This window comes from Paenibacillus sp. VTT E-133291, from assembly GCF_002264395.1.
GTDB classification, from domain to species: domain Bacteria; phylum Bacillota; class Bacilli; order Paenibacillales; family Paenibacillaceae; genus Paenibacillus_AQ; species Paenibacillus_AQ nitricinens.
In genome coordinates this window covers 109,289-129,075 of the sequence record NZ_NFVA01000006.1, presented here as the reverse complement: position 1 = coordinate 129,075, position 19,787 = coordinate 109,289, and the positions used below count along the sequence as shown (strand labels likewise).

Here is a 19,787-nt window from a genome sequence, read left to right as displayed (position 1 = left end):
AGATTACCATATGTTATAAAAAATGGATATCGCACTTTTATTCACTTCACAGGAATCTCAATCACTTTATTGTATGCCTTCAAATAGTGCATTCCTTCTATTAGTAGTGACTCAGGCACTGTTTGTGTATCAAATAATAAAGTTCGTTCTTTCATTAGTTTGCCATCCACTTGCTTTGTCTCTTTTTGATTGATCGTTGTTTTTAAAGGTGTACTCTCATTGCTCGTTTCTATAGACACACCATCCAGCATTACATCATCATCAGAAGAGATTGTTATTTCGATGCCTTGAGAAGTTCTGGAGATATCCTTTAACCATAATTCTTTATCACCCAACATAAATGGCTTATCACTAAGAGAAGTCAGGGAATACTTTTCGTCCAGCTTTTGATATCCAGGAAACTCTTTAACGACTAGCTGTATGGAATGTAGCTCCTTAGGCAATGTGTCGAAGCGAATATCAAATGTTCTTCCACCTAATGAGGTTTGATTACCACTACCCAAGATCTCTACAGGTGTTCCATCGACAATTAATTGTATCCCATGTAATCCAAGCTGCACTCGATCAAAATTATCGACATCCAGCTTCCCTTTTATTACAGTCATCGTTGGTGTAGCTGTGATTGATTTAAAGGTAATCGTACCTTTGTCGACTTTTATCTTTTTATTGATCGATTGTTTAATCTGAGTTTCCATGGCCTCATTGGGGTTATAAGGGAACGTAACTGTCCCTTCGCTCATCTGGCCGTTCTCTTTTAGCTGCTGCCAAAAGTGTAACGTTAGTTTTTTTGAAAATGGATTTACGCTGTCAAATGACATCTGTCCTTTAATCTCCGTATGCCCTCCATTAATCAATGAAGTCCCACTTACTACGTTTGAATCAGTTAAAAAACCACTTATTTTTGAGGGTCTAAAAGCGTCTACAGACCTATCCTCTAGTCCATTGGGGTTAGTTAACGTGTAATACATAATGAATTGATTGGCGTCCGCCATAATTCCGTTAATGGTAAGTTCCGTCCCATCTACTAACGTAGTCTTCTTGTTGACGTTTTGTCCCATCCCTTTTTCATTTAGCTGTTGTAAAGTTGTGTCATTTAGCAATTCATCAAAGCCAAAAAGCTGCTTGCCATAATAAGCAAAAGCATTGTAGTTTTGTCCAGAGATCACTGTCACCAATAAAACAACCGCCGCAACCTTCCAAATCGGTGCTATTCTTTTCGTTCTTTTTGCGGGAGCCGAATTCAAAGCCTTTCTTAATCTCATTTCTAATTCTTCAGGTGCGGTAATGGACGCTATGCGTGTCTTCTCATCAGCTAATCGCTCTTCGACATTATTATTCATCAACATCACCTCTGAACTGATTTTTGAGCGTTTGTAAACCATGGTAAATTCTTGATTTAACTGTTCCTATCGAAACCTTTGTAATGTCAGCTATTGTTTGATAATCGAGATCATGAAAATATTTTAATTGAATCGCTTCTCTCTGATGCTCATTTACTTGTAACAATAAGGTCTCCAACTCCATTTGTTGTTCACTTCTGCGATAAGGATCCTTGCTACTCACTATTTGGCCTATTTCCCTATTGTCAACCTTACTCCAATCCTCTAACAGCACCAGCTTGCCGCGCTTATGAAGTAGTCGTTTACAGCCATTCACTAAGATCGTCTTGCTCCAGCTATAAAATGCTTCCTCTTTCTTTAGTTGACCGATCTTTTCATAAAGTGTGACGATCATTTCATCCATGGCATCCATGGCATCATGCGGATTCTTCATATAGCTGAAAGCAAGCCTATAATAAACGTCTTTTTCAGACATAATTAAGTGGAGCAAGGCTTCTTTATTTCCCTTCTTAGCTTTTTTCACCCATCGAGCGACATCCATACCTTCACCTCTCTCCCCTATAAGAGTTTGGAATACCTTAAAAAGTTCATTTTTCAAAAGCTTTTTTTATAATATGTATGGTTTCATTCACCCAAATGTAATATTAAGGAAAATAAGCCTCGTCTATACCCCAATCTAGTTGATTTTAAACACTTCAATGTAATAGAATGAACTAATCTAAAAGAAAAGGATGGGCACAAGAGATGCCGTTTAAAGAACCACGTACACTCAGTAAAAGATCTCTATTATTTTTCTCTCTCATTATGCTAGTTAAAAGTTATTTTGCTTGGTATTTTCTCTTTGAAGATGGGCCTACTTGGACCACATGGCTTAAAGAAATCCCTTTTATACTTTTAGTCTTTTGCTTGATTGAATGGTTCGCAACGAAACGAAAAATGGCCATCTACATGCTGGTCAATGTGTTGATTACTACTCTATTTTTCTCACTCATTGTATATCATAATCATTTTGGCATCATTGCTACTTCACAAGTATTAGATCAGGTCAAACAAGTAGGAGCCGTTAAGAAAAGTATTTTCTCGGTCCTTCGTCCGCAATATATGCTTATTTTCGTGGATATCATTGTCATTGGTTTGATCATGTTTAGAAAACAAAAGGCACTTAACTGGAAAAAAGCCATGTCGCGTAAAAGTAACCGGAAAGCGGTTGCGATCTTGTTCTGTATTTCCATCGTCATTTGCGCAATGAATATTTTTCCTAACCGAGCCAGTATGAACGAAACTGTTAAAGCCGAGCAAATGGGCATTCTCAATTATGAAGCTTATTCTCTGCTAGCCAATGAAGAAGAAGAACAAATTGATGTCTCTGAGATTACACAAGCAGCGATAAATGAAACTAAAGGAATTCAAGCTACCTCTAATCCAGTTTTATTTGGAGCGGCCAAAGGAAAGAACCTCATCATTATTCAAATGGAGTCTTTCCAGAACTTCTTAATCAATCTTAAGATTGATGGAGTAGAGGTCACACCAAATATGAACAAGCTTGCGGCTAGCAGTTACTATTTTCCACGTTTCTACCAACAGGTTGGACAAGGAAACACTTCTGACGCCGAATTTATTGTAAATACTTCTTTCTATGTTCCACCTGATGGCCCAGCCACTCAAATGTATGCGCCTAAAGAGCTTCCAAGCTTACCCAAGCTACTTCAAGCGCAGGGTTATGATACGGCAACCTTCCATACGAATGAAGTCGACTTTTGGAACCGTGGTGAGCTTTATAGTGCATTAGGATTTAATCGTTACTACGATAAGGCTTACTTTAGTGAAGAGGACACTGTATTTTACGGAGCATCCGATGAAGTATTGTATGAGAAAACAGCCGCGGAGCTAGCAAGAATGGATCAGAAGGATCAACCTTTCTACTCTCACGTCATTTCGATGTCAGCGCATAATCCATTCACCATTCCAGAGGATAAATACAAAATGACCCTTCCAGAACGATATGAAGGAACGTTAGTCGGAAACTATATTCGAGCTCAGAACTATGCTGACTATGCACTTGGTCTTTTTATCGATGAGCTCAAACAAAATGGGGTATGGGATAACAGCTTGATTGCATTGTACGGAGATCACCGCGGACTTCCTATTTTCTCTCTAAAAGAGGATGATCAGGTCTTATTGCAGGAAATCCTTGGTCATGAATATACGGAACGCGAATTGATTAATATTCCTTTGATCTTATCAGCGACGGGGATTACAACCCCAAGTGTTAAAGAACAGCTAGGCGGACAAGTGGATATTTTACCGACCGTATCTAATTTATTGGGTGTTTCTCTTGCGGATCATATTCATTTCGGACAAGATTTATTGAATCAATCGACTTTTAACCTACTTCCTCAACGCTATTATTTACCAACAGGTTCTTTCGTAAATAATGAAGAGCTCTTCCTATCTGGCAGTGGCTTCGAGGATGGTCAGCATTATACCTTATCTGGCGATGGTGACCACGCGCAACAAACTACCGAAGATGAGTTCAATCGTGCGTTAGAGCTTCTCCATCTATCAGATAGCTATGTAACACAGTTACCAGATAGAGTAATTGAGGAAAAATAAGCTTATATACACCAAAAACACTGCACTCACCAAATCGGCGAATGCAGTGTTTTTAAATAGCCATTTACTTATTCTTTTACGACCAGTTTTAGAGGTGCGGCAATCAGTTTCTCAACCGTCTTGCCATCTAATACGTCTTTCGCTGCTTGAATCGCTAACTGTCCAATTAATGCAGGCTGCTGAGCAACGGTTCCTGTGAGTTTACCCGCCTCAATGGATTTAAGTGCATCTTCATTTCCATCAAAACCGATGACAGGAATATTCTTACCTGAACTCTGAATCGCTTCTATAGCACCAAGAGCCATTTCATCATTATGAGCGAAAACCGCTTGTACATCTGGATTCCCTTGGAGCAGGTTCTCCATAACGGTCAACCCTTTCGTACGGTCAAAATCGGCAGTTTGCTTCGCAATTACCTCAAGCTGCGTGTCGGCAATTTCATGGAACCCTTTCCCGCGTTCACGGGTAGCTGATGCTCCCGGCGATCCTTCTAGTTCAATAACCTTTGCACCTTTTCCAAGCTGCTCTATAATATATTCAGCTGCCATTGATCCACCTTTTACATTATCAGAGGCAACAAGGGCTTTAATATCGCCCTTATCTGCAGAGCGGTCTAAAGTAACCACTGGAATATTTAGACTGTTAGCCGTCTGAACAACCGTCGAGATCGCTGAGGAGTCTACCGGATTGATTAACAGCGCATTTACACCTTTTTGCATTAAATCTTCAACGTCATTACTTTGCTTGGCCGAATCATTCTGCGCATCGATAACGAGAACCTCCATACCAAGCTTTTTAGCTTCTGCCAAAACTCCATCTTTAACAGATACAAAGAACGGATTGTTCAAGGTAGATATGGATAATCCAATCTTCATATTCCCTGGACCCCCGCCGCTGTTAGGCTTAGCCCACTCTGGAGGCTCTAAGGAACAGCCCGTCATAAGAATCAAGAGTAAGGAAGTAAAAATTAATGTGAGCTTTTTCATGTGGAATCCCCCTTATACGGCTTTCTTACGGTCTATGAGTACAGCAATCGCAATAACGATCCCTTTAACTACCATTTGGTAAAATGATGATACGCCGAGCAAGTTCAAGCCATTGTTCAGAATACCGATAATAAGAGCACCAATTAATGTGCCTACGATACGTCCACGGCCACCGGTTAAGCTCGTCCCCCCTAATACTACTGCCGCGATCGCATCCAACTCATAGGATGTACCTGCAGTTGGTTGTGCCGAGTTCAATCTAGAGGTCAAGATGGCGCCAGCCAATGCTGATAACATACCCGTTAAGGAATAGATCATTATTTTGATGCGGTCTACTTTGATCCCTGAAATAATGGAAGCTTTCTCATTCCCCCCAATAGCATACGTTTTACGGCCAAATGGTGTTTTATGCAGTACAATCCACAAGACAGCGAATACGATAATCATCGTGATAGCAGGTACAGGTATTCCTAGTAAATATCCACGACCAAACAATTGGAACGTCATGCTGTCCCCGAGACCTGTGATCGGATTACCGTCCGTGTATACAAGCGTTAATCCGCGGAAAATAGTCATGGTCGCGAGTGTAGCAATAAAAGGCGCCATTCTGCCTTTCGTAATCATCAGTCCGTTGACCATCCCCATCAGTCCACCCGCTAAACAACCCACAACAATAGCTAAGATTGGATCCCAGCCTGACAACATCAAGTTGGCAGTGAAGGCACTGGATAAAGCTAGAATAGACCCTACTGATAAATCGATACCACCCGTTAGAATAACAAAGGTCATCCCAAAAGCGATTAGCGCATTAATTGCGACTTGTCTAAGCAAATTCAGGATATTAAGGGGTTCCATAAAGCTTGGGTTCAGCACGGTTACGATAATAATTAGAATGATTAGCCCTAGTAATGGCCCTAATTTCTGCGTGATTTGCCCGATTTGGAAACCTTTTTTCACACTCTCATCTTTGATAGTAGTCATTACTATTGCCCCCCTGTAGCTAACGTCATGATTTTTTCTTGCGTAGCTTCTTGTTGTGAAAGTTCTCCACTGATTTCCCCTTCATGAACAACTACGATGCGGTCACTCATCCCTAGTACTTCAGGAAGTTCTGAGGATACCATAATAATGGCGACGCCACGTTCCGTTAATTCGTTCATAAGTTGATAGATTTCCCTCTTAGCCCCAACATCGACGCCGCGTGTAGGCTCATCAAGGATAAGAACACTGAGGCCAATACCAATCCATTTGGCGATCACTACTTTTTGTTGATTACCCCCAGATAAATTCCGGACCAAAGTCGATGATGATTGTGTCTTAATGTGCAGCCGTTTAATAAGCATGTCCACGAATTCTTGTTCCTTCTTAGCATTGATTACACCTTTAGGGGCGAAGTCATATAAATTCGTAAGTACCATATTATCTCGAATAGAGAAATCCAGGATTAACCCCTCATCTTTTCGGTCTTCTGTTACAAAGCCGATTCCAGCTTGCATAGCGTCATTAGGATTCCGAATGGTAATCTTCTGTCCCTTCACCCAAATCTCACCTTGGTCTAATGATTCTAATCCGAATAAGGTTCTCATCATCTCTGTACGTCCAGATCCCATTAATCCAGAGAATCCTATAATTTCACCAGCTCGTACAGAGAAATTAGCATTTTTAAATTGCCCTTTCTTTGAAGCATTCTTAACTTCAAGAACCACTTCTCCGGGTTTAGAAGTACGCTCAGGGAACCGGTCCGTTAATTCACGACCTACCATTTTCCGAACTACATCGTCAAAATTAGTTTCAGGAATGGGCTTCGTGTCCACGGTTTTCCCGTCCCGCATAACGGTGATTCGATCACATATCGTAAAAATCTCTTCCATCCGATGCGAAATATAGACGATAGAGACGCCTTCTTTCTTTAGCGAAGCAATGACTTCAAATAGTTTCTGTATTTCTCTCTCGGTTAATGCAGCGGTAGGCTCGTCCATAACAATAACTTTCGCATGAGTCATAAGCGCTTTAGCGATCTCAATCATCTGTTTCTCACCTACTGAACATTCCCCTGCCTCTTGGTTCATAGGAATGGTCACAGAGAGCTTAGCAAACTGTTCATTTGCTAACGCTTTCATCTCTTTCCTATTTAACAGGCCGAATTTGGATGTTCGTTCCTTGCCAATGAACAGATTATCCAGCACCGTCATGTCTGGCCATACATTCAGCTCCTGATGGATAAATGCGATTCCATATTGTTCTGCTTCTTTGGGATTCGTAAAGTATTTCTCCTGATCATCTATACGAATGGTGCCTTGGTCACGTTGGTGCAGACCGATCAGAATATTCATCAGCGTAGACTTACCTGCGCCATTCTCACCCATCAGGGCATGAACTTCACCATCCTTAAGTTCAAAATCCACACCGGTCAATACACGGTTAGCGCCAAAAGACTTATGAATATCTTTCATCGTAATGTGCATACACTTAGAACCCCCTTTTTATCCAAAATAGACCCCAGCTTGTAAAATACAGTTTGCATATGGTTTAGCTTCACCCGTGCGAATAATAACCTTAGCCTGCTGGGTCAGCTGCTTAAATTGCTCATGTGAATACGCCTCTATCGGTATTCCCTTGAATTTATTATTCAAATATTGAGAGGTGACTTTATTGTCAGTCTCTAATTCCTCTGCAACGATCACCTTTTCGATGACCATATCCTCTGAAATCATATCAACGATCTCTTGGAAGCTAGGGACCCCTAGTTTAACCGCCAAATCAATCTTCGGAATACCCGGTGGAACAGGAAGTCCAACATCGGCAATGACAATTGTGTCGGTGTGACCTAAGTCCGCAAGCACTTTAGAAATATGACTATTTAACACTCCGTGTTTCTTCATAATTACAGATTCGCCTCCACCTCTGCTCTTGTTGGCATACCACCTTGAGCACCAAATTTAGTAACGGATAAAGATGCTGCTCGATTGGCAAACTTTACACTATCCAGAATGGAGCTGCCTTCAGCTAAAGCAACTGCAAATGCCGCATTAAAAGTATCTCCAGCTCCAGTCGTATCTATAGCGTTAACTTTGTAAGTAGGAACCAGAACTTCTTGTTCTCCATCATAAAATCGTACGCCCTTGCTTCCTTCTGTTATAAACAGCTTGTTAGGATACTTCCGTAAAGCATCTGTAGTACTCATCCCAGGGAATAAAATTGTACATTCATGTTCATTGGGTGTCAGATAGGCGGCATTTTCTATAATCGTGTCATTGATGGGACGAGCAGGTGCTGGATTAAGCAGCATAGGTACTTTGAATTTATCGCAAAGCTCACTTACATAAGACACTGTTTCTTCGGGTATTTCTTGTTGGATTAGCACCATATCAGACCCTTTTATAGTATCAAGCGCACGCTCAACCAACTCAGGAGTGACTAAATCATTAGCTCCTTTTACAACGATAATGCTATTATCACCTTCTGCTAAAATGATGTGAGCAGTCCCGCTCTCGATATGTGTAACCGGTTCCACACTAGCGGTAAGAACCCGATTTCTCTTGAAATTCTCCATGATCTCCGTACCATAGAAATCTTCACCCACACAACCAACCATCGTAACTTCTGCGCCCAAACGCGAAGCAGCTACAGCCTGGTTCGCTCCCTTGCCTCCTGGAACCGTAGCGAAGCTCTCTCCAAGAACAGTTTCCCCTGCGTGAGGTCGCTTGGATGAGGTCACTACCAAATCCATTGAACAACTTCCGATTACACAAATCTTAGCCATGTCCATCAACCTTTCTTATGTTGTCATCTATTCTTTTCTTCTTGTTGTTTCCCGCTCCACAAAGCTGACGGGTAATTGAATGATTTTATCTTCTACTTTATCTTGCTCAATTAACTTAATAAGTAAACCAGCTGCTTCACGGCCCATGTCATGTGCAGGCTGACGGATAGTAGATAACGAAGGCGACAACAGGCTGCTGAGTGGGATATCATCGAATCCAATGATTTGGAGATCCTGTGGCACTCTTTTACCTAAGCGATGTGCTTCATGAATTACTGCTGTAGCCACGATATCATTACTGGCAATTACACCATCTGTATCTATATATTTATCAAACAACTCTACAGCCCATTGTTCCGCTTCTGTGTGGGAGAAGGATGACGTCTGGATCACTTGATAAGTGATTCCCATTTCATCAAGTACTTCAATTGCACCTTGAAATCGATCTTGCGCCGGTTTAATATGTGCCGGTCCTTGCATGACTGTAATCTTGGTGCTCCCCCGTGCAATGATTTCTTGAGCAGCAAGGCGTCCGCCTTTTCTGCCATCTGCATATACGGAGGGACTGTCATTAGAAGTACGGTCAAGAAATACAACCGGAATTTTCAAATTAGAATAAATATCTTTCTCAGGAAAATTAGTGGATGAGATCATGCCAATGACATTATTTTGGATAAAGGTTTGAATATAATCCAATTCCTTTTCCTCGTTCTCATCACTATTACCAAAGATTATCCGATAACCATGCTCCTGCATCCGATCTTCTATCCCACGTGCTAATTGCGGGAAGAATGGGTTCGTAATGTCAGGTAATAGAAGTCCAATTAATTTGGATTTCCGTTTATACAATGACCTTGCAACCTCATTAGGGGTATAATTCATTTCTTTGATAGCTGCCTCAACTTTTTTTCGAGTATCGATATTCACATAACCAGATTCATTTAACACCCTTGAAACGGTTGCTACCGACACTCCTGCTATTTTTGCGACATCTTTAATCGTCATCATGATTCAATTCATCCCCCAATGTGTAACCGGTTACATGTATTACATTAATTAGATTATCATAAAACCGTTTTCATTACAAATCTTTTTTCGTTCCAATATATAACAAAAGATATCGATTGAACTCGATATCCTTAGTGAGGCTAATAAACCAGTTCACAATCATGGTGTTCCCAAACATCAAATAAATTACCATCCAGATCTTCAAATACAAAAAACTTACCATACTCACCTTCGTCACTAATGTTTCCGACTTTCACATCTTCACAACTCAAATTGTTATGAAGTGATACGGCATCATTAGTAAAGAAAGTGATCACCCATCTTTTCTTATTTCTTACCTCGAATACAGCTCTAGAATCATGATCACTTTGTGTTAAACATAGGATCGGTCTATTCTCTCTATATAAGCTTAGGTTGCCTTCTCTTCGATCCCTAATATTAAAACCAAAATGTTTCACAAACCAACCTGCAGATTTCTCCAAGTCTTTAACTGGAATCACATTATAAGCAATACCTAAAATTCTTCCAACCTCCATCGGATACCCCCTTGACCTTAGACTTCTGTCTTCTAAAGATCTCTATAGACTCTAATCAGCAAACCGATTTAATAGTTTGATTGTATTAAAATGCATCCCTTCATGGTAAAGTGTGAAATTTATGAATTCTCCGATTGTATTTAAGGTTAATCCACTGCCCGTTGTAAGAGGGGTTACTTGCTCACTTAAGCGATTGTGCATAGCTTCCTGAATACGTTTGGGTTGCTCCGAAAGCATCTCAATTAACACTTCAAGTGTTGGTGGTTTCTCGCTCCACGCTGCAGGTTTAGTACCTTTTGCAAATAACCGTTCAAAGCTTTCCGGCAATTGCATAAGCTCCCTAGCGGAATGAAAAGCAAACTTCTCTTGCACCAAATAAATATGTCCCAAGTTCCATCTAATGTTGTTATTAAAGCCCTGTGGAATAATATCTAGTATTTCCTCGGAAAGTACTTCAACTGCACGAACGGTAACACTCCGTACAAATTCAATTTGTTTGAACACGATTGGGTCCATCATAGCCCTCCTGTTTTTTATCCATAGTTTACCATGCACGTCAACCGAATCCCAGCAGTTAGTACGAATTGTAAAATATCCCTTTACAAAAGAAAAGGAATGGTTTATTTTAACATTAAGTAATTATTAAATATTAGTCGAATTATCCAAACATTTAAATTATGTAACAAAGAACATCGGAGGTTATGATGGAAGATAACATGAAAGATACCTTACTATCGAACATAAAATTTGCGTACAACGAAGCTTTGGAATTCATTGTTTCTATGGGAATGATTGCTTGTGAAGAGCAGTTGCTTAAGGCAGCAGAGGATTACAAACTTGAAATGGATCCACAAGCGTTGTCTTATCATAAAGATGCACGAGCCCGATTATCCCCTCACTCCTACCGAGAGCTTCAGTTTTTTTTCCAGTACAACTTTTTTCATAAAGCTCTCGATTTTGCTTTCTATGAATCCATTTGCACCTGTCCGGAACCACAAACAGCTGAAGCATGGATAAAACGATTGGAGAAGAGTCCTGCAGAAAAGGTAGTCGCTGAAATGGTATATGGTGTGTATTACGATAAATTAGATGAGTTGCTAGAAGGAAACGATTGGGAGATTGTTAAGAAGGATACCCGCTTAATGGCTGAGCTTGTGGCAAGAACAAAACCGCAGCTGGATGTGATTGAAGCGCAGGGGCCATTACTAGAGTGTCTTGCTTATCCCGAAGAAGCCAAGCTACGTTATATGCAGCTCTTACACCAGTTCTACAAGGATGTCTTTTCACTTTGGAAAGAGGAGTTAAGAAGGGAGTCTGAACAAGCCTCTCAGCGTTATGAAGGTCTGTTCCTAGCAAATCCTGAAAGATTCATTCGTGATATCAACAAAAATGAACCTGCAGTTTATGATGTTCCCACTACTTTTCATGTCAGCTTTTTCTCACAAGTTGGGAATCATGTTCTCTTCTTTTACGCAGGAAGTTCTCGTATCGCTTGGGTTATATTCGGCATTTTTAATGATTATGTATTCGGACCTGCTGCTGATCGAGAGAAAACTGAACTTTTTTTAAAAGCATTCTCGGATAAACGGCGTTTAGACTTCTTGCTGCTCATAAGGAATCGCCCTCACTATGGACAAGAAATTGCATCAGCACTTGGCATAACGCCCGCGGCAGTAACTTATCATGCCAACTTCCTATTCTTTTTAGACCTTATCGAACTAAAAAGAACCGATCATCGATTATATTACCATCTTCGAATGGATAAATTGAGAGAATTACTTGCCGTCACCACAAAAGTCATGCTCGATGAGGAACCTCCTATCTTTTAATTGAACCACAGCAAATTCAAACCATAGTGGGGAGGGTCTAAAGTGAATGGATCTACAAACATAGAAGCAGACTCGATCAAAAAATCCAATGTAGTTTCTAACACTTTTATGCGTTTACTGAAACTTGGAAAACCCTATTTAGGCTGGTACCTCATATTATGTCTCTTAGCAGCCGTCGTTTCCCTTGCAACAGTTGGGATAGCCGAATCTTTACGACGTATAATCAACGCTGCTACGAATCAGAACATGTCCTTTTTGATGTCTGGTGCTATCTTTGCTCTAGTAATCGTTATTATAGATGCTTTAGCCAGCTTCTTATTGACTTACTTATCAGGTGTGCTTGAATTCAAGTCGACCTCCAAGCTTCAGGTATCTTTGCTAGCTAGATTACTAAATGTACAGATGAAAGATTTGGACCGGTATCATTCTGCTGATCTCATTAGTCGCATCAATGATTCTGCCCCAGCTGCCCAGCAAGGTATCAATCAGAAGACCATCGAACTATTCAGTAATCTGATGCAAATTACATTTCTATTAACTTATCTGCTCTCACTCCAATATGCCTTAACGCTCGGAACTATATTGATTTGCTCGCTTGTTCCACTTGTGATGATTCCCTTCACTTCCCGCCTACGTTCCATGCACGAGCAAAGACAGCAAATTGAAACTGCGCAACAAATGTTTATTCAAGATACGGTACAGGGTGCTGAGGTCGTGCGTGCTTTCTCCCTGGCATCTAAACTGCATAATCAATTCACACAACGTGTTAGGCAATATTTCAACATTCATTTACCTGTCACACGCTTAGAAGCTGTGGGCTATAATATGCCCTTTGCCGTTATTCTTAGTGGATTGTTATATGTTCTCTCCTATGGCGGATATCTAGTTATCCAAGGAAGACTGGATGTGGGGGCAGTAGCAGCATTTCTTATTTGTTTCGAGCAAATTACAAACCCTGTATCAAAGCTGGCTAATCTATGGACTGAATTACAAGCCTCGCTGGCGCAAGGTAAGCGATTGTTTGAAGTCCTTGATTTACCTGAAGAAGATGAAAACCGTGAATGTAATCAGGAACATTTTCATCAAAAAACGCCGATGAATAACAACCAAACAATTAGTGGTTTATGCCCTATCACCTTTGAGAATGTAGGTTTTCATTATGGTAATCATCAAGTATTAACTAACGTCAATCTAACCATAGAACCAGGTAAAGTAACTGCATTTGCCGGTCCTAGTGGCAGTGGAAAAAGCACCCTCCTTCAATTAATACTCGCAACCTATGAACCTACTGAAGGGGGCATCCAATCTGGTAAGTTGCCGTTAAGCAGCATCCCCCCTCGAGCTTGGCGTAATCATTTGGCTTATGTTTCTCAAGAGCCTTATCTGTTCACTGGAACCTTATATGAAAATATTGCATGGGGAAGACCTGACGCGACCTATGAAGAAATTATTAAAGCAGCAAAAAGTGCGGGGATACATGAATTTATTATGAGAACCCCACTTCAATATCAGACTTCTATTGGGGAACGGGGCCATACCTTATCTGGCGGCGAAAGGCAGCGGCTATCCATTGCCAGAGCTTTTGTCCGAGCGCCTAAACTCCTCCTTCTTGATGAACCCACAGCTGCACTTGATAGCCAAAATGAGGAGATTGTCGGCCAGGCCCTGCAAGAACTCATGCATGATCGTACAACGGTTGTTATCGCGCATAGACTATCTACCATCAGAGATGCGGATCACATTTATTATATGGAGGCGGGTTCTATTGTTGAAGCTGGGACTCATCTCGAGTTAATGACTTTACAAGGACAGTATTACAATATGGTTGAGACCTCAATGAAGAAGGCTGATATTTCTACTCTGGTCAGGGAGGTAGAGGTATGAATGAGCTGGAATCCAAGAATCTAAAACTAGGGTATGCTCTACGTAGATTATTCTCTTACGCAAGCCCTTATCGAATTGGATTTATTGTGGCTATACTCCTGCTCTCTGCTAAACTCGTAATGGACATAGGACTTGCAGCCATTCAGCAAGTATTTATTGATACGATCAACAATGCCAATATGGATGCATTAACACGTATAACTGTAATCTGTGCCATTGCTTGTGTCATCATTATCTGCTGTCTTATGGTGCAGCATTACTTCCGCTTCGTTATGCAGAGTCGGATGGCTTGGGATATTCGTGCGAAGCTCTTTGACAAAAGTCACCGAATTCCATTCCGTTACCTTCAGTCCATGCATTCAGGTGATTTGACTTCGCGTAACACTAAGGATGCAGGGATGGCCATGGGGATGATAAACAGCATCGTATACGATCTAGGCTATAATCTACTTCTCTGTTTCATTTCCTTTCTATATTTGGCCAGAATGGATGTTTGGATCGCCCTGTTAGCTCTTGGATCGGGCCCCCTTGTTTTTCTTTCCGGACGTTTCTTTGATCGCAGATTACGAAAATTATCTACTCAAATATATGCAAAGGAGGCAGAATTACGAGGTATCTTACAAGAAACACTTCAAGGAATGAAGGTCGTCAGAGCCTTTTCGCTTGAAGAAACTCTCTTAAATAAATATGCGCTAGAACGTGAGAAGTTAAGAAGAATGCAGCTGCGAAAATCGCTTCTAAATGGTCTCTTATGGCAATCTTCCGCCTTTATCAATAATCTCGTAATGGTGACATGTGCCGCTTTAATTGCGTTATCAGCTCTAAGTGGCGGAACATCAGCAGGTGAAGTACTCGCTTTTATTATTTTGATGGGTAGGGTTCAATGGCCTTTTGTCCATATGTCTCAAACATGGGGAGGTGTGCAGGAGGCTTTAGGTGCAGCTGACCGCGTATTCGCTATACTTGATGCACCTGATGAAGGAGCTACTCATCCTTTGCCAGAATCCAGCTCATCAACATTTGCTTCTGTAGAGGTGGCTGCATTACAAATAGAGGATGTCCACTACAACTACTCGGGGACAACGGATAATGAAGCCTCCCTATTTACAGGGCTAAATATTCATGTACAACATGGAGAAACTATCGCGGTTGTCGGGCCCAGCGGGTCAGGGAAGACGACGCTCGTTCGATTATGTAATGGACTTTATGAGCCTACTGCAGGAAGCATCACAGTTTATGGAAAGTCTGTACATGATCAGCTTGAAGAAGCACGAGCAATGATTACCTATGTTCCCCAAACCCCATATTTGTTCTCAGGAACTATACGAGATAATATCGCCTTCAGTTCTAGTACAGCTAGCGAAGAGGGTATTCGAGAAGCCGCTCGGCTCGCAGGTGCAGAAGAGTTTATTACGAAGATGCAGGATGGTTATGACACTATCCTAGGTGAACATGGATCGACTTTATCTGGTGGACAAAGACAACGCATAGCCATTGCCAGGGCTTTTCTTCGGGATGCTCCACTCCTACTTCTAGATGAAGCAACTTCCGCACTCGATAACGAATCTGAGCGAATGATTCAGCAATCTCTTGATTTATTAATGAAGAATCGAACCACATTAGTTATTGCACACAGACTATCCACCATACGTGAAGCGTCTAGAATTATCGTGTTAAATGAGGGTTCGATTGTTGAGGAAGGAACACATGAGTCTTTATTAGAAATGAATGGGCTATACTCACAATTATATAACATTCAATTTAAATCTTCTGAAGCAGAAGACATTAGTGCACCTGAGTTGCTTCAATTACATTCCAATCTTTGATCTCAGTTCAATGCATACATCGTAATTCATACGTTATTTTAATTAAGGTGTATGCGTTGGAATCGAGTATAAATTATCCTCTTCTTTTAATCGTTTCATGACGAGCTTAATAAATGACTGGATATAGCTTTCTTGAAGCTCTTTCTTTCTGTGGCTCATCCATATCGAATGCTTAGAGACTACATTTTCCACTTCGACCTTGGCTAACATACCCTGATCAAGATAAGGCTTTGCTAACAACGCCGATACAAAACTAATCCCATAACCGGCAATGACGGCTTGAATAACCTCATTTACTCCATTAAATTGAAGTTCGATCTTCGGTTGTTGTACCTTTCTTTCTTCACATAATTGTACAATTCTCTCTCTGGCTGCACTACCTTCCTCCCTCATAATAAATGCCTCAGCCATCACTTCCTCAAAACTAACCTCCTGCTTGGCTAAAGAATGATTTGAAGAAACTACGAACACATACTCGTCCTTGTACAACTCCCGATGTTCGAACACCCCTGTATGATGAGAAGGAAACGCCATATCACTATAAATCGCCACGTCCGCTTCAAAGTTATTTAATTGTTCCATGACTTCATGAGAATTAGCAGTAGAAATCTGAATTTTAACCTCCGGAAAAGATTGCTTGAATAATGATGCCCACCGGGGGATGAGTATACTTGTAGCCAGATAATTACCTGCAATCCGAATATGGCCTGCAGGAAATTTATGATAATCCTCAATTATCTGCTGTACCTGTTCACCCATAGCAAATAACTTTTCAAGTGGTTCGATCAGTTTTTCCCCAATCGGTGTTAACACCATTCTCTTTCCTATGACCTCTAGTAATACGATATTATTCTCCCGTTCAAATTTGCGGATCTGCGCGGATATAGCGGGTTGACTTATGTGCAAACGTTCGGAGGCTTTGGTCACACTCCCTGTTATCGCAACATAATAAAACAATTTTAATACATGATAGTTCATCCTGATTTCTTCCTAACTATATAAAATAAAATCATATTTAACGAATGTTCGGCCTTCTTACTATAACTATACATTATGGATATTAACTATTATATATTGTTTATTTATAATTATTTATCTTATACTTACAACTATTCAAAAGGGAGGTTTCGTTAATGAAAAAGACAGTATTATTTCTAACCCGGCACGGGCAGACTGAATGGAATTTGCAGAAAAGAATGCAAGGACATCAAAATTCAGCGTTAACAACCTTGGGTGAACAGCAAGCGGAATGGTTGAGAGAACGTTTGGAAGGTGAGAATTTAGGAGCCATTTATTCTAGTACTAGTCTAAGGGCGTTGCATACTGCGCAGATTTTGCGAGGAAATCGTAGTTTATCGATTCAACAGCAAGCTTCATTAATGGAAATTAACATGGGCATTTGGGAAGGAATGAACACAGAACAGATTGAACAAGAATATCCATTACAGTACACCCATTTTTTCACCAGACCTGATCTTTTTATTCCACTAGCCCCAGGGGAGACTTATAGTCAGCTTGAACAAAGAGTAACGCCGACTATTGAGCGTATCATTAACGATAATGAAGGACATGAGGTACTTATTGTCACGCATCGGATGACCCTGAAAGTCATTATGGCTCATTTTCTCAATAAATCACTGCAGGAATTAGGGGAACTACCGGATATTCTCTCTACAGCATTGTGTAAAGTAACCTTAACTGACAACAATACAACCATCGATCTGTACGGCGATACTTCACATTATCAATGAAGCCTTCTCAAAAATAAAAAAGGAAACTCCGATTTAAATGGGGTTCCCTTTTTAGAATTCAATTTTAAATTTCCACACTTTTGATTGTAAAGCTGCGAACCTTCATCCATTTCCCTGAAATAAATTCGTCAATTGTTTTCGTCTTCGGTCTAACACAAAAACGATGCTTGCTCCCTTTATCAAAACCAACCGCTTCAAAAATCAGGCCGTCACCTATTTGCTCCTTAAAGAACACTTGCTTAAGTCCCAATCTATTTAACATTTCAAGCTTTACACTTTCGATATATGTGCGTGAATACTCCTTAGACATATGTGTTCCTCCTAGTAGTGGTAGTAATATTATAAGTTCAATATTAAGAAAATCAACTAAAGTTCATATAAACGAAAAGAAAAAAGCCAACCCATAGTCTATGGATTGGCTTCTACTGTATAAGTAATTACGAATTTATTTAACTTCTGTTGTTCCAGTCACTTTTCCATCAATCTTTGCAGATGCTTTCAGATCCTCACTTGTGAAGTAAAGATTACCATCAATCGTTGCGGTTTCAGGTAGAGTAAAACCTTTCGCTTCTACATAAACATCGCCTTTAATCGTTCCGCCTTCAACTTTCAAATTCTCACTTTGTACTGTAAACTTTGGTACGGTTAGTGTATAAGTAGCAGTGATCTTGTGATCAGCATCTTGCGAATAAAGGGCAATCTTACGGTAGATGTCGCCATCAGCCGCGCCTTTATCATGGAATTCTCCAGCTACAACAACCTCTTCTGGAATCGTTACATCATTTAGAATCGCAACAATCCAGTTTCCATCTTTGCTAACAGCCTTAGTAAATGCATCTGCTTGATTGACAATCGATGCTGTAGTGACAGCATCTGTCTGCTCAGCAGCCGGAGCCGTAGTTGCCGCCGAATTGGTTGCATTATCCTCATTTGCTCCACAACCTGCCAATACTGCTACCGAAACCCCAGCCACTAAAATCATTTTAAATAGTCTCATTTTCGTTTCCCCCTAATTTTGATTATAAATTAATTATATATTAAAATTATTAATAATTAAGTGAATGATTTCACAAATTTGTGTCAGTATCTAAAGCGGTTTCACAACTCTCCCGCTTCCCGTTTAAAATTCGTTCCCATGAGTCACACCTCTTCTCGCTGACTGATTTAGGTTCTTAAATCTATTTACCCAAATTATAAAAATGAACACATAAATCATTTTCTTCTTGGTATAAAGTCACTCGTTGACTCTTCTCAAGTTTTAGTGATAATATTTGGAAATAAATATCTCAGCAAGGGAGAAGTTTACTGGTGAAAAAGACTACAATGAAGGACATCGCGCTACGAGCAAATGTCTCCGTTGCAACTGTGAGCTATGTTCTGAACCGCGTCAATAACCAAACCATTCCTGAGAAGACCCGCAATCAAATTCTGTTACTGGCTGAAGAGCTTCAATACATTCCAAACCTAGCAGCTCGTTCGCTAGCTAATAAAAAAACGGGATTAATAGGAATACTTATCAATAATTCTGCTTATATGCCTCCTTGGAAACTCTATGCCCAGTTCACATTTATCCGTACTTTGGAACAGCGTTTAACGGATGCCGGATATCATACGATGTTATACTCTCTTGGTACCGACCATCCTTCACTGGATATCATCGTCGAAAGAAAACTCGAAGCCGTCTTTCTGATTGATGTCCGCGAGGAATCCTTCTATTCGATTTCCAAGCATTTTGTAGAAGGGATTCCCTTAATTTTGATCGACAGCATGATTGAAGATAAGCTGTTTAAGCAAGTTCTTTACAATTATCGTTCAGCTCTACAAAAGATAATGCCGGAGGATCTTTCACAGGTTTGTTTAATTATGGAGAGCTTCAATAACACCCTGCTCACTCACTTTATCCAAGACAGTCTTCCTTTACCTGAGAAAGCAATATTCAAAGTTCAAAATATGGAGGAATTGAATACAATTTTATCGGAGGGGATTTACAAAGAGGCCATAGTTATTAATGAGTTTATCGGAAGTTGTGTTGAAAAATCCGGGGTATTCACACGTCTTTCGATTCTATGTACCTGTAATTGCCCAGAAATGCTTGGAGAAGACGTTCAGAAATTCATATTCACTGGGGATAAATCAGCCACTGCTTTTGAACTAATGCAGGAGTTATTACATCGTCCTGACTACTCCAAACAAGAGAATAATCGTTATTTTGTTAATTAATTTTTTTTCGATATTCACTTAAGCGTTTAAG

At 40.4% G+C, this 19,787-nt stretch carries 19 protein-coding genes; 6 read left to right on the top strand and 13 right to left on the bottom strand.

Features of this window, described 5'->3' with window-relative positions:
* Nucleotides 1-41: 41 nt before the first annotated feature.
* Nucleotides 42-1,340: a DUF4179 domain-containing protein gene (locus CA598_RS04725; protein WP_094875618.1), complete on the bottom strand. Its 1,299-nt coding sequence runs from the start codon at nt 1,338-1,340 to the stop codon at nt 42-44.
* Nucleotides 1,333-1,881: a sigma-70 family RNA polymerase sigma factor gene (locus tag CA598_RS04720; protein ID WP_094873409.1), complete on the bottom strand. Its 549-nt coding sequence runs from the start codon at nt 1,879-1,881 to the stop codon at nt 1,333-1,335. Before CA598_RS04720 ends, CA598_RS04725 begins: the two co-directional genes overlap by 8 nt.
* 203 nt (nt 1,882-2,084) lie before the next feature.
* Here CA598_RS04720 and CA598_RS04715 point away from each other — a divergent pair, with 203 nt between their 5' ends.
* Nucleotides 2,085-3,953 carry an LTA synthase family protein gene (locus tag CA598_RS04715; RefSeq protein ID WP_094873411.1) on the top strand — a complete coding sequence of 623 codons (1,869 nt, stop codon included), beginning with the start codon at nt 2,085-2,087 and terminating at the stop codon, nt 3,951-3,953.
* A gap of 68 nt (nt 3,954-4,021) precedes the next feature.
* Here CA598_RS04715 and rbsB read toward each other — a convergent pair whose 3' ends face one another.
* The 8 genes from rbsB to CA598_RS04675 form a co-directional block, all read right to left on the bottom strand.
* Nucleotides 4,022-4,939 carry a ribose ABC transporter substrate-binding protein RbsB gene (gene rbsB / locus CA598_RS04710; protein ID WP_094873412.1) on the bottom strand — a complete coding sequence of 306 codons (918 nt, stop codon included), beginning with the start codon at nt 4,937-4,939 and terminating at the stop codon, nt 4,022-4,024.
* Nucleotides 4,940-4,951: 12 nt separating this feature from the next.
* The gene (locus CA598_RS04705; RefSeq protein WP_042189841.1) at nt 4,952-5,920 is read right to left on the bottom strand and encodes an ABC transporter permease subunit; all 969 of its coding nucleotides are present in this window, start codon (nt 5,918-5,920) and stop codon (nt 4,952-4,954) included.
* 2 nt (nt 5,921-5,922) lie between these two features.
* On the bottom strand, nt 5,923-7,404 hold the full coding sequence (locus tag CA598_RS04700) for a sugar ABC transporter ATP-binding protein (protein WP_094875616.1): 1,482 nt from the start codon (nt 7,402-7,404) through the stop codon (nt 5,923-5,925).
* 18 nt (nt 7,405-7,422) lie between these two features.
* Nucleotides 7,423-7,821 (bottom strand): D-ribose pyranase, encoded by a 399-nt coding sequence (gene rbsD, locus CA598_RS04695; RefSeq protein WP_094873415.1) that lies wholly within the window; start codon nt 7,819-7,821, stop codon nt 7,423-7,425.
* Nucleotides 7,822-7,823: 2 nt separating this feature from the next.
* Nucleotides 7,824-8,702, bottom strand: coding sequence for a ribokinase (rbsK, locus tag CA598_RS04690; RefSeq protein ID WP_094875615.1), 879 nt, complete (start codon nt 8,700-8,702; stop codon nt 7,824-7,826).
* A gap of 27 nt (nt 8,703-8,729) precedes the next feature.
* Nucleotides 8,730-9,710, bottom strand: coding sequence for a LacI family DNA-binding transcriptional regulator (locus tag CA598_RS04685; RefSeq protein WP_042189849.1), 981 nt, complete (start codon nt 9,708-9,710; stop codon nt 8,730-8,732).
* 140 nt (nt 9,711-9,850) lie between these two features.
* Nucleotides 9,851-10,246, bottom strand: a complete 396-nt coding sequence (locus CA598_RS04680; protein WP_094873419.1) for a VOC family protein — start codon at nt 10,244-10,246, stop codon at nt 9,851-9,853.
* A gap of 51 nt (nt 10,247-10,297) precedes the next feature.
* Nucleotides 10,298-10,765: a DinB family protein gene (locus CA598_RS04675; RefSeq protein ID WP_306440453.1), complete on the bottom strand. Its 468-nt coding sequence runs from the start codon at nt 10,763-10,765 to the stop codon at nt 10,298-10,300.
* 182 nt (nt 10,766-10,947) lie between these two features.
* Between CA598_RS04675 and CA598_RS04670 the strand changes: the two genes are divergently transcribed.
* Genes CA598_RS04670 through CA598_RS04660 form a run of 3 tightly spaced genes read left to right on the top strand, consistent with a single transcriptional unit; the run spans nt 10,948 to nt 15,785 of the window.
* Nucleotides 10,948-12,075, top strand: coding sequence for an ArsR/SmtB family transcription factor (locus CA598_RS04670; protein WP_143812385.1), 1,128 nt, complete (start codon nt 10,948-10,950; stop codon nt 12,073-12,075).
* Nucleotides 12,076-12,117: 42 nt separating this feature from the next.
* A complete protein-coding gene (locus tag CA598_RS04665; RefSeq protein WP_094875610.1) occupies nt 12,118-13,959 on the top strand; it encodes an ABC transporter ATP-binding protein in 1,842 nt (613 codons plus the stop codon).
* A complete protein-coding gene (locus CA598_RS04660) occupies nt 13,956-15,785 on the top strand; it encodes an ABC transporter ATP-binding protein (RefSeq protein WP_094875609.1) in 1,830 nt (609 codons plus the stop codon). The genes CA598_RS04665 and CA598_RS04660 overlap by 4 nt, the downstream gene beginning before the upstream one ends.
* A gap of 42 nt (nt 15,786-15,827) precedes the next feature.
* Here CA598_RS04660 and CA598_RS04655 read toward each other — a convergent pair whose 3' ends face one another.
* Entirely contained in the window at nt 15,828-16,763 is a 936-nt protein-coding gene (locus CA598_RS04655) for a LysR family transcriptional regulator (RefSeq protein ID WP_094875607.1), read from the bottom strand.
* A 155-nt stretch (nt 16,764-16,918) separates the two neighbouring features.
* Here CA598_RS04655 and CA598_RS04650 point away from each other — a divergent pair, with 155 nt between their 5' ends.
* A complete protein-coding gene (locus CA598_RS04650) occupies nt 16,919-17,536 on the top strand; it encodes a histidine phosphatase family protein (RefSeq protein WP_094875606.1) in 618 nt (205 codons plus the stop codon).
* A gap of 64 nt (nt 17,537-17,600) precedes the next feature.
* On the opposite strand, the gene CA598_RS04645 is transcribed toward CA598_RS04650, so the two are convergent.
* Nucleotides 17,601-17,846 (bottom strand): hypothetical protein, encoded by a 246-nt coding sequence (locus tag CA598_RS04645; RefSeq protein ID WP_042189863.1) that lies wholly within the window; start codon nt 17,844-17,846, stop codon nt 17,601-17,603.
* 135 nt (nt 17,847-17,981) lie between these two features.
* The gene (locus CA598_RS04640; protein ID WP_094875604.1) at nt 17,982-18,533 is read right to left on the bottom strand and encodes a polymer-forming cytoskeletal protein; all 552 of its coding nucleotides are present in this window, start codon (nt 18,531-18,533) and stop codon (nt 17,982-17,984) included.
* Nucleotides 18,534-18,844: 311 nt separating this feature from the next.
* Here CA598_RS04640 and CA598_RS04635 point away from each other — a divergent pair, with 311 nt between their 5' ends.
* The gene (locus CA598_RS04635; RefSeq protein ID WP_094875603.1) at nt 18,845-19,756 is read left to right on the top strand and encodes a LacI family DNA-binding transcriptional regulator; all 912 of its coding nucleotides are present in this window, start codon (nt 18,845-18,847) and stop codon (nt 19,754-19,756) included.
* Nucleotides 19,757-19,787: the final 31 nt, after the last annotated feature.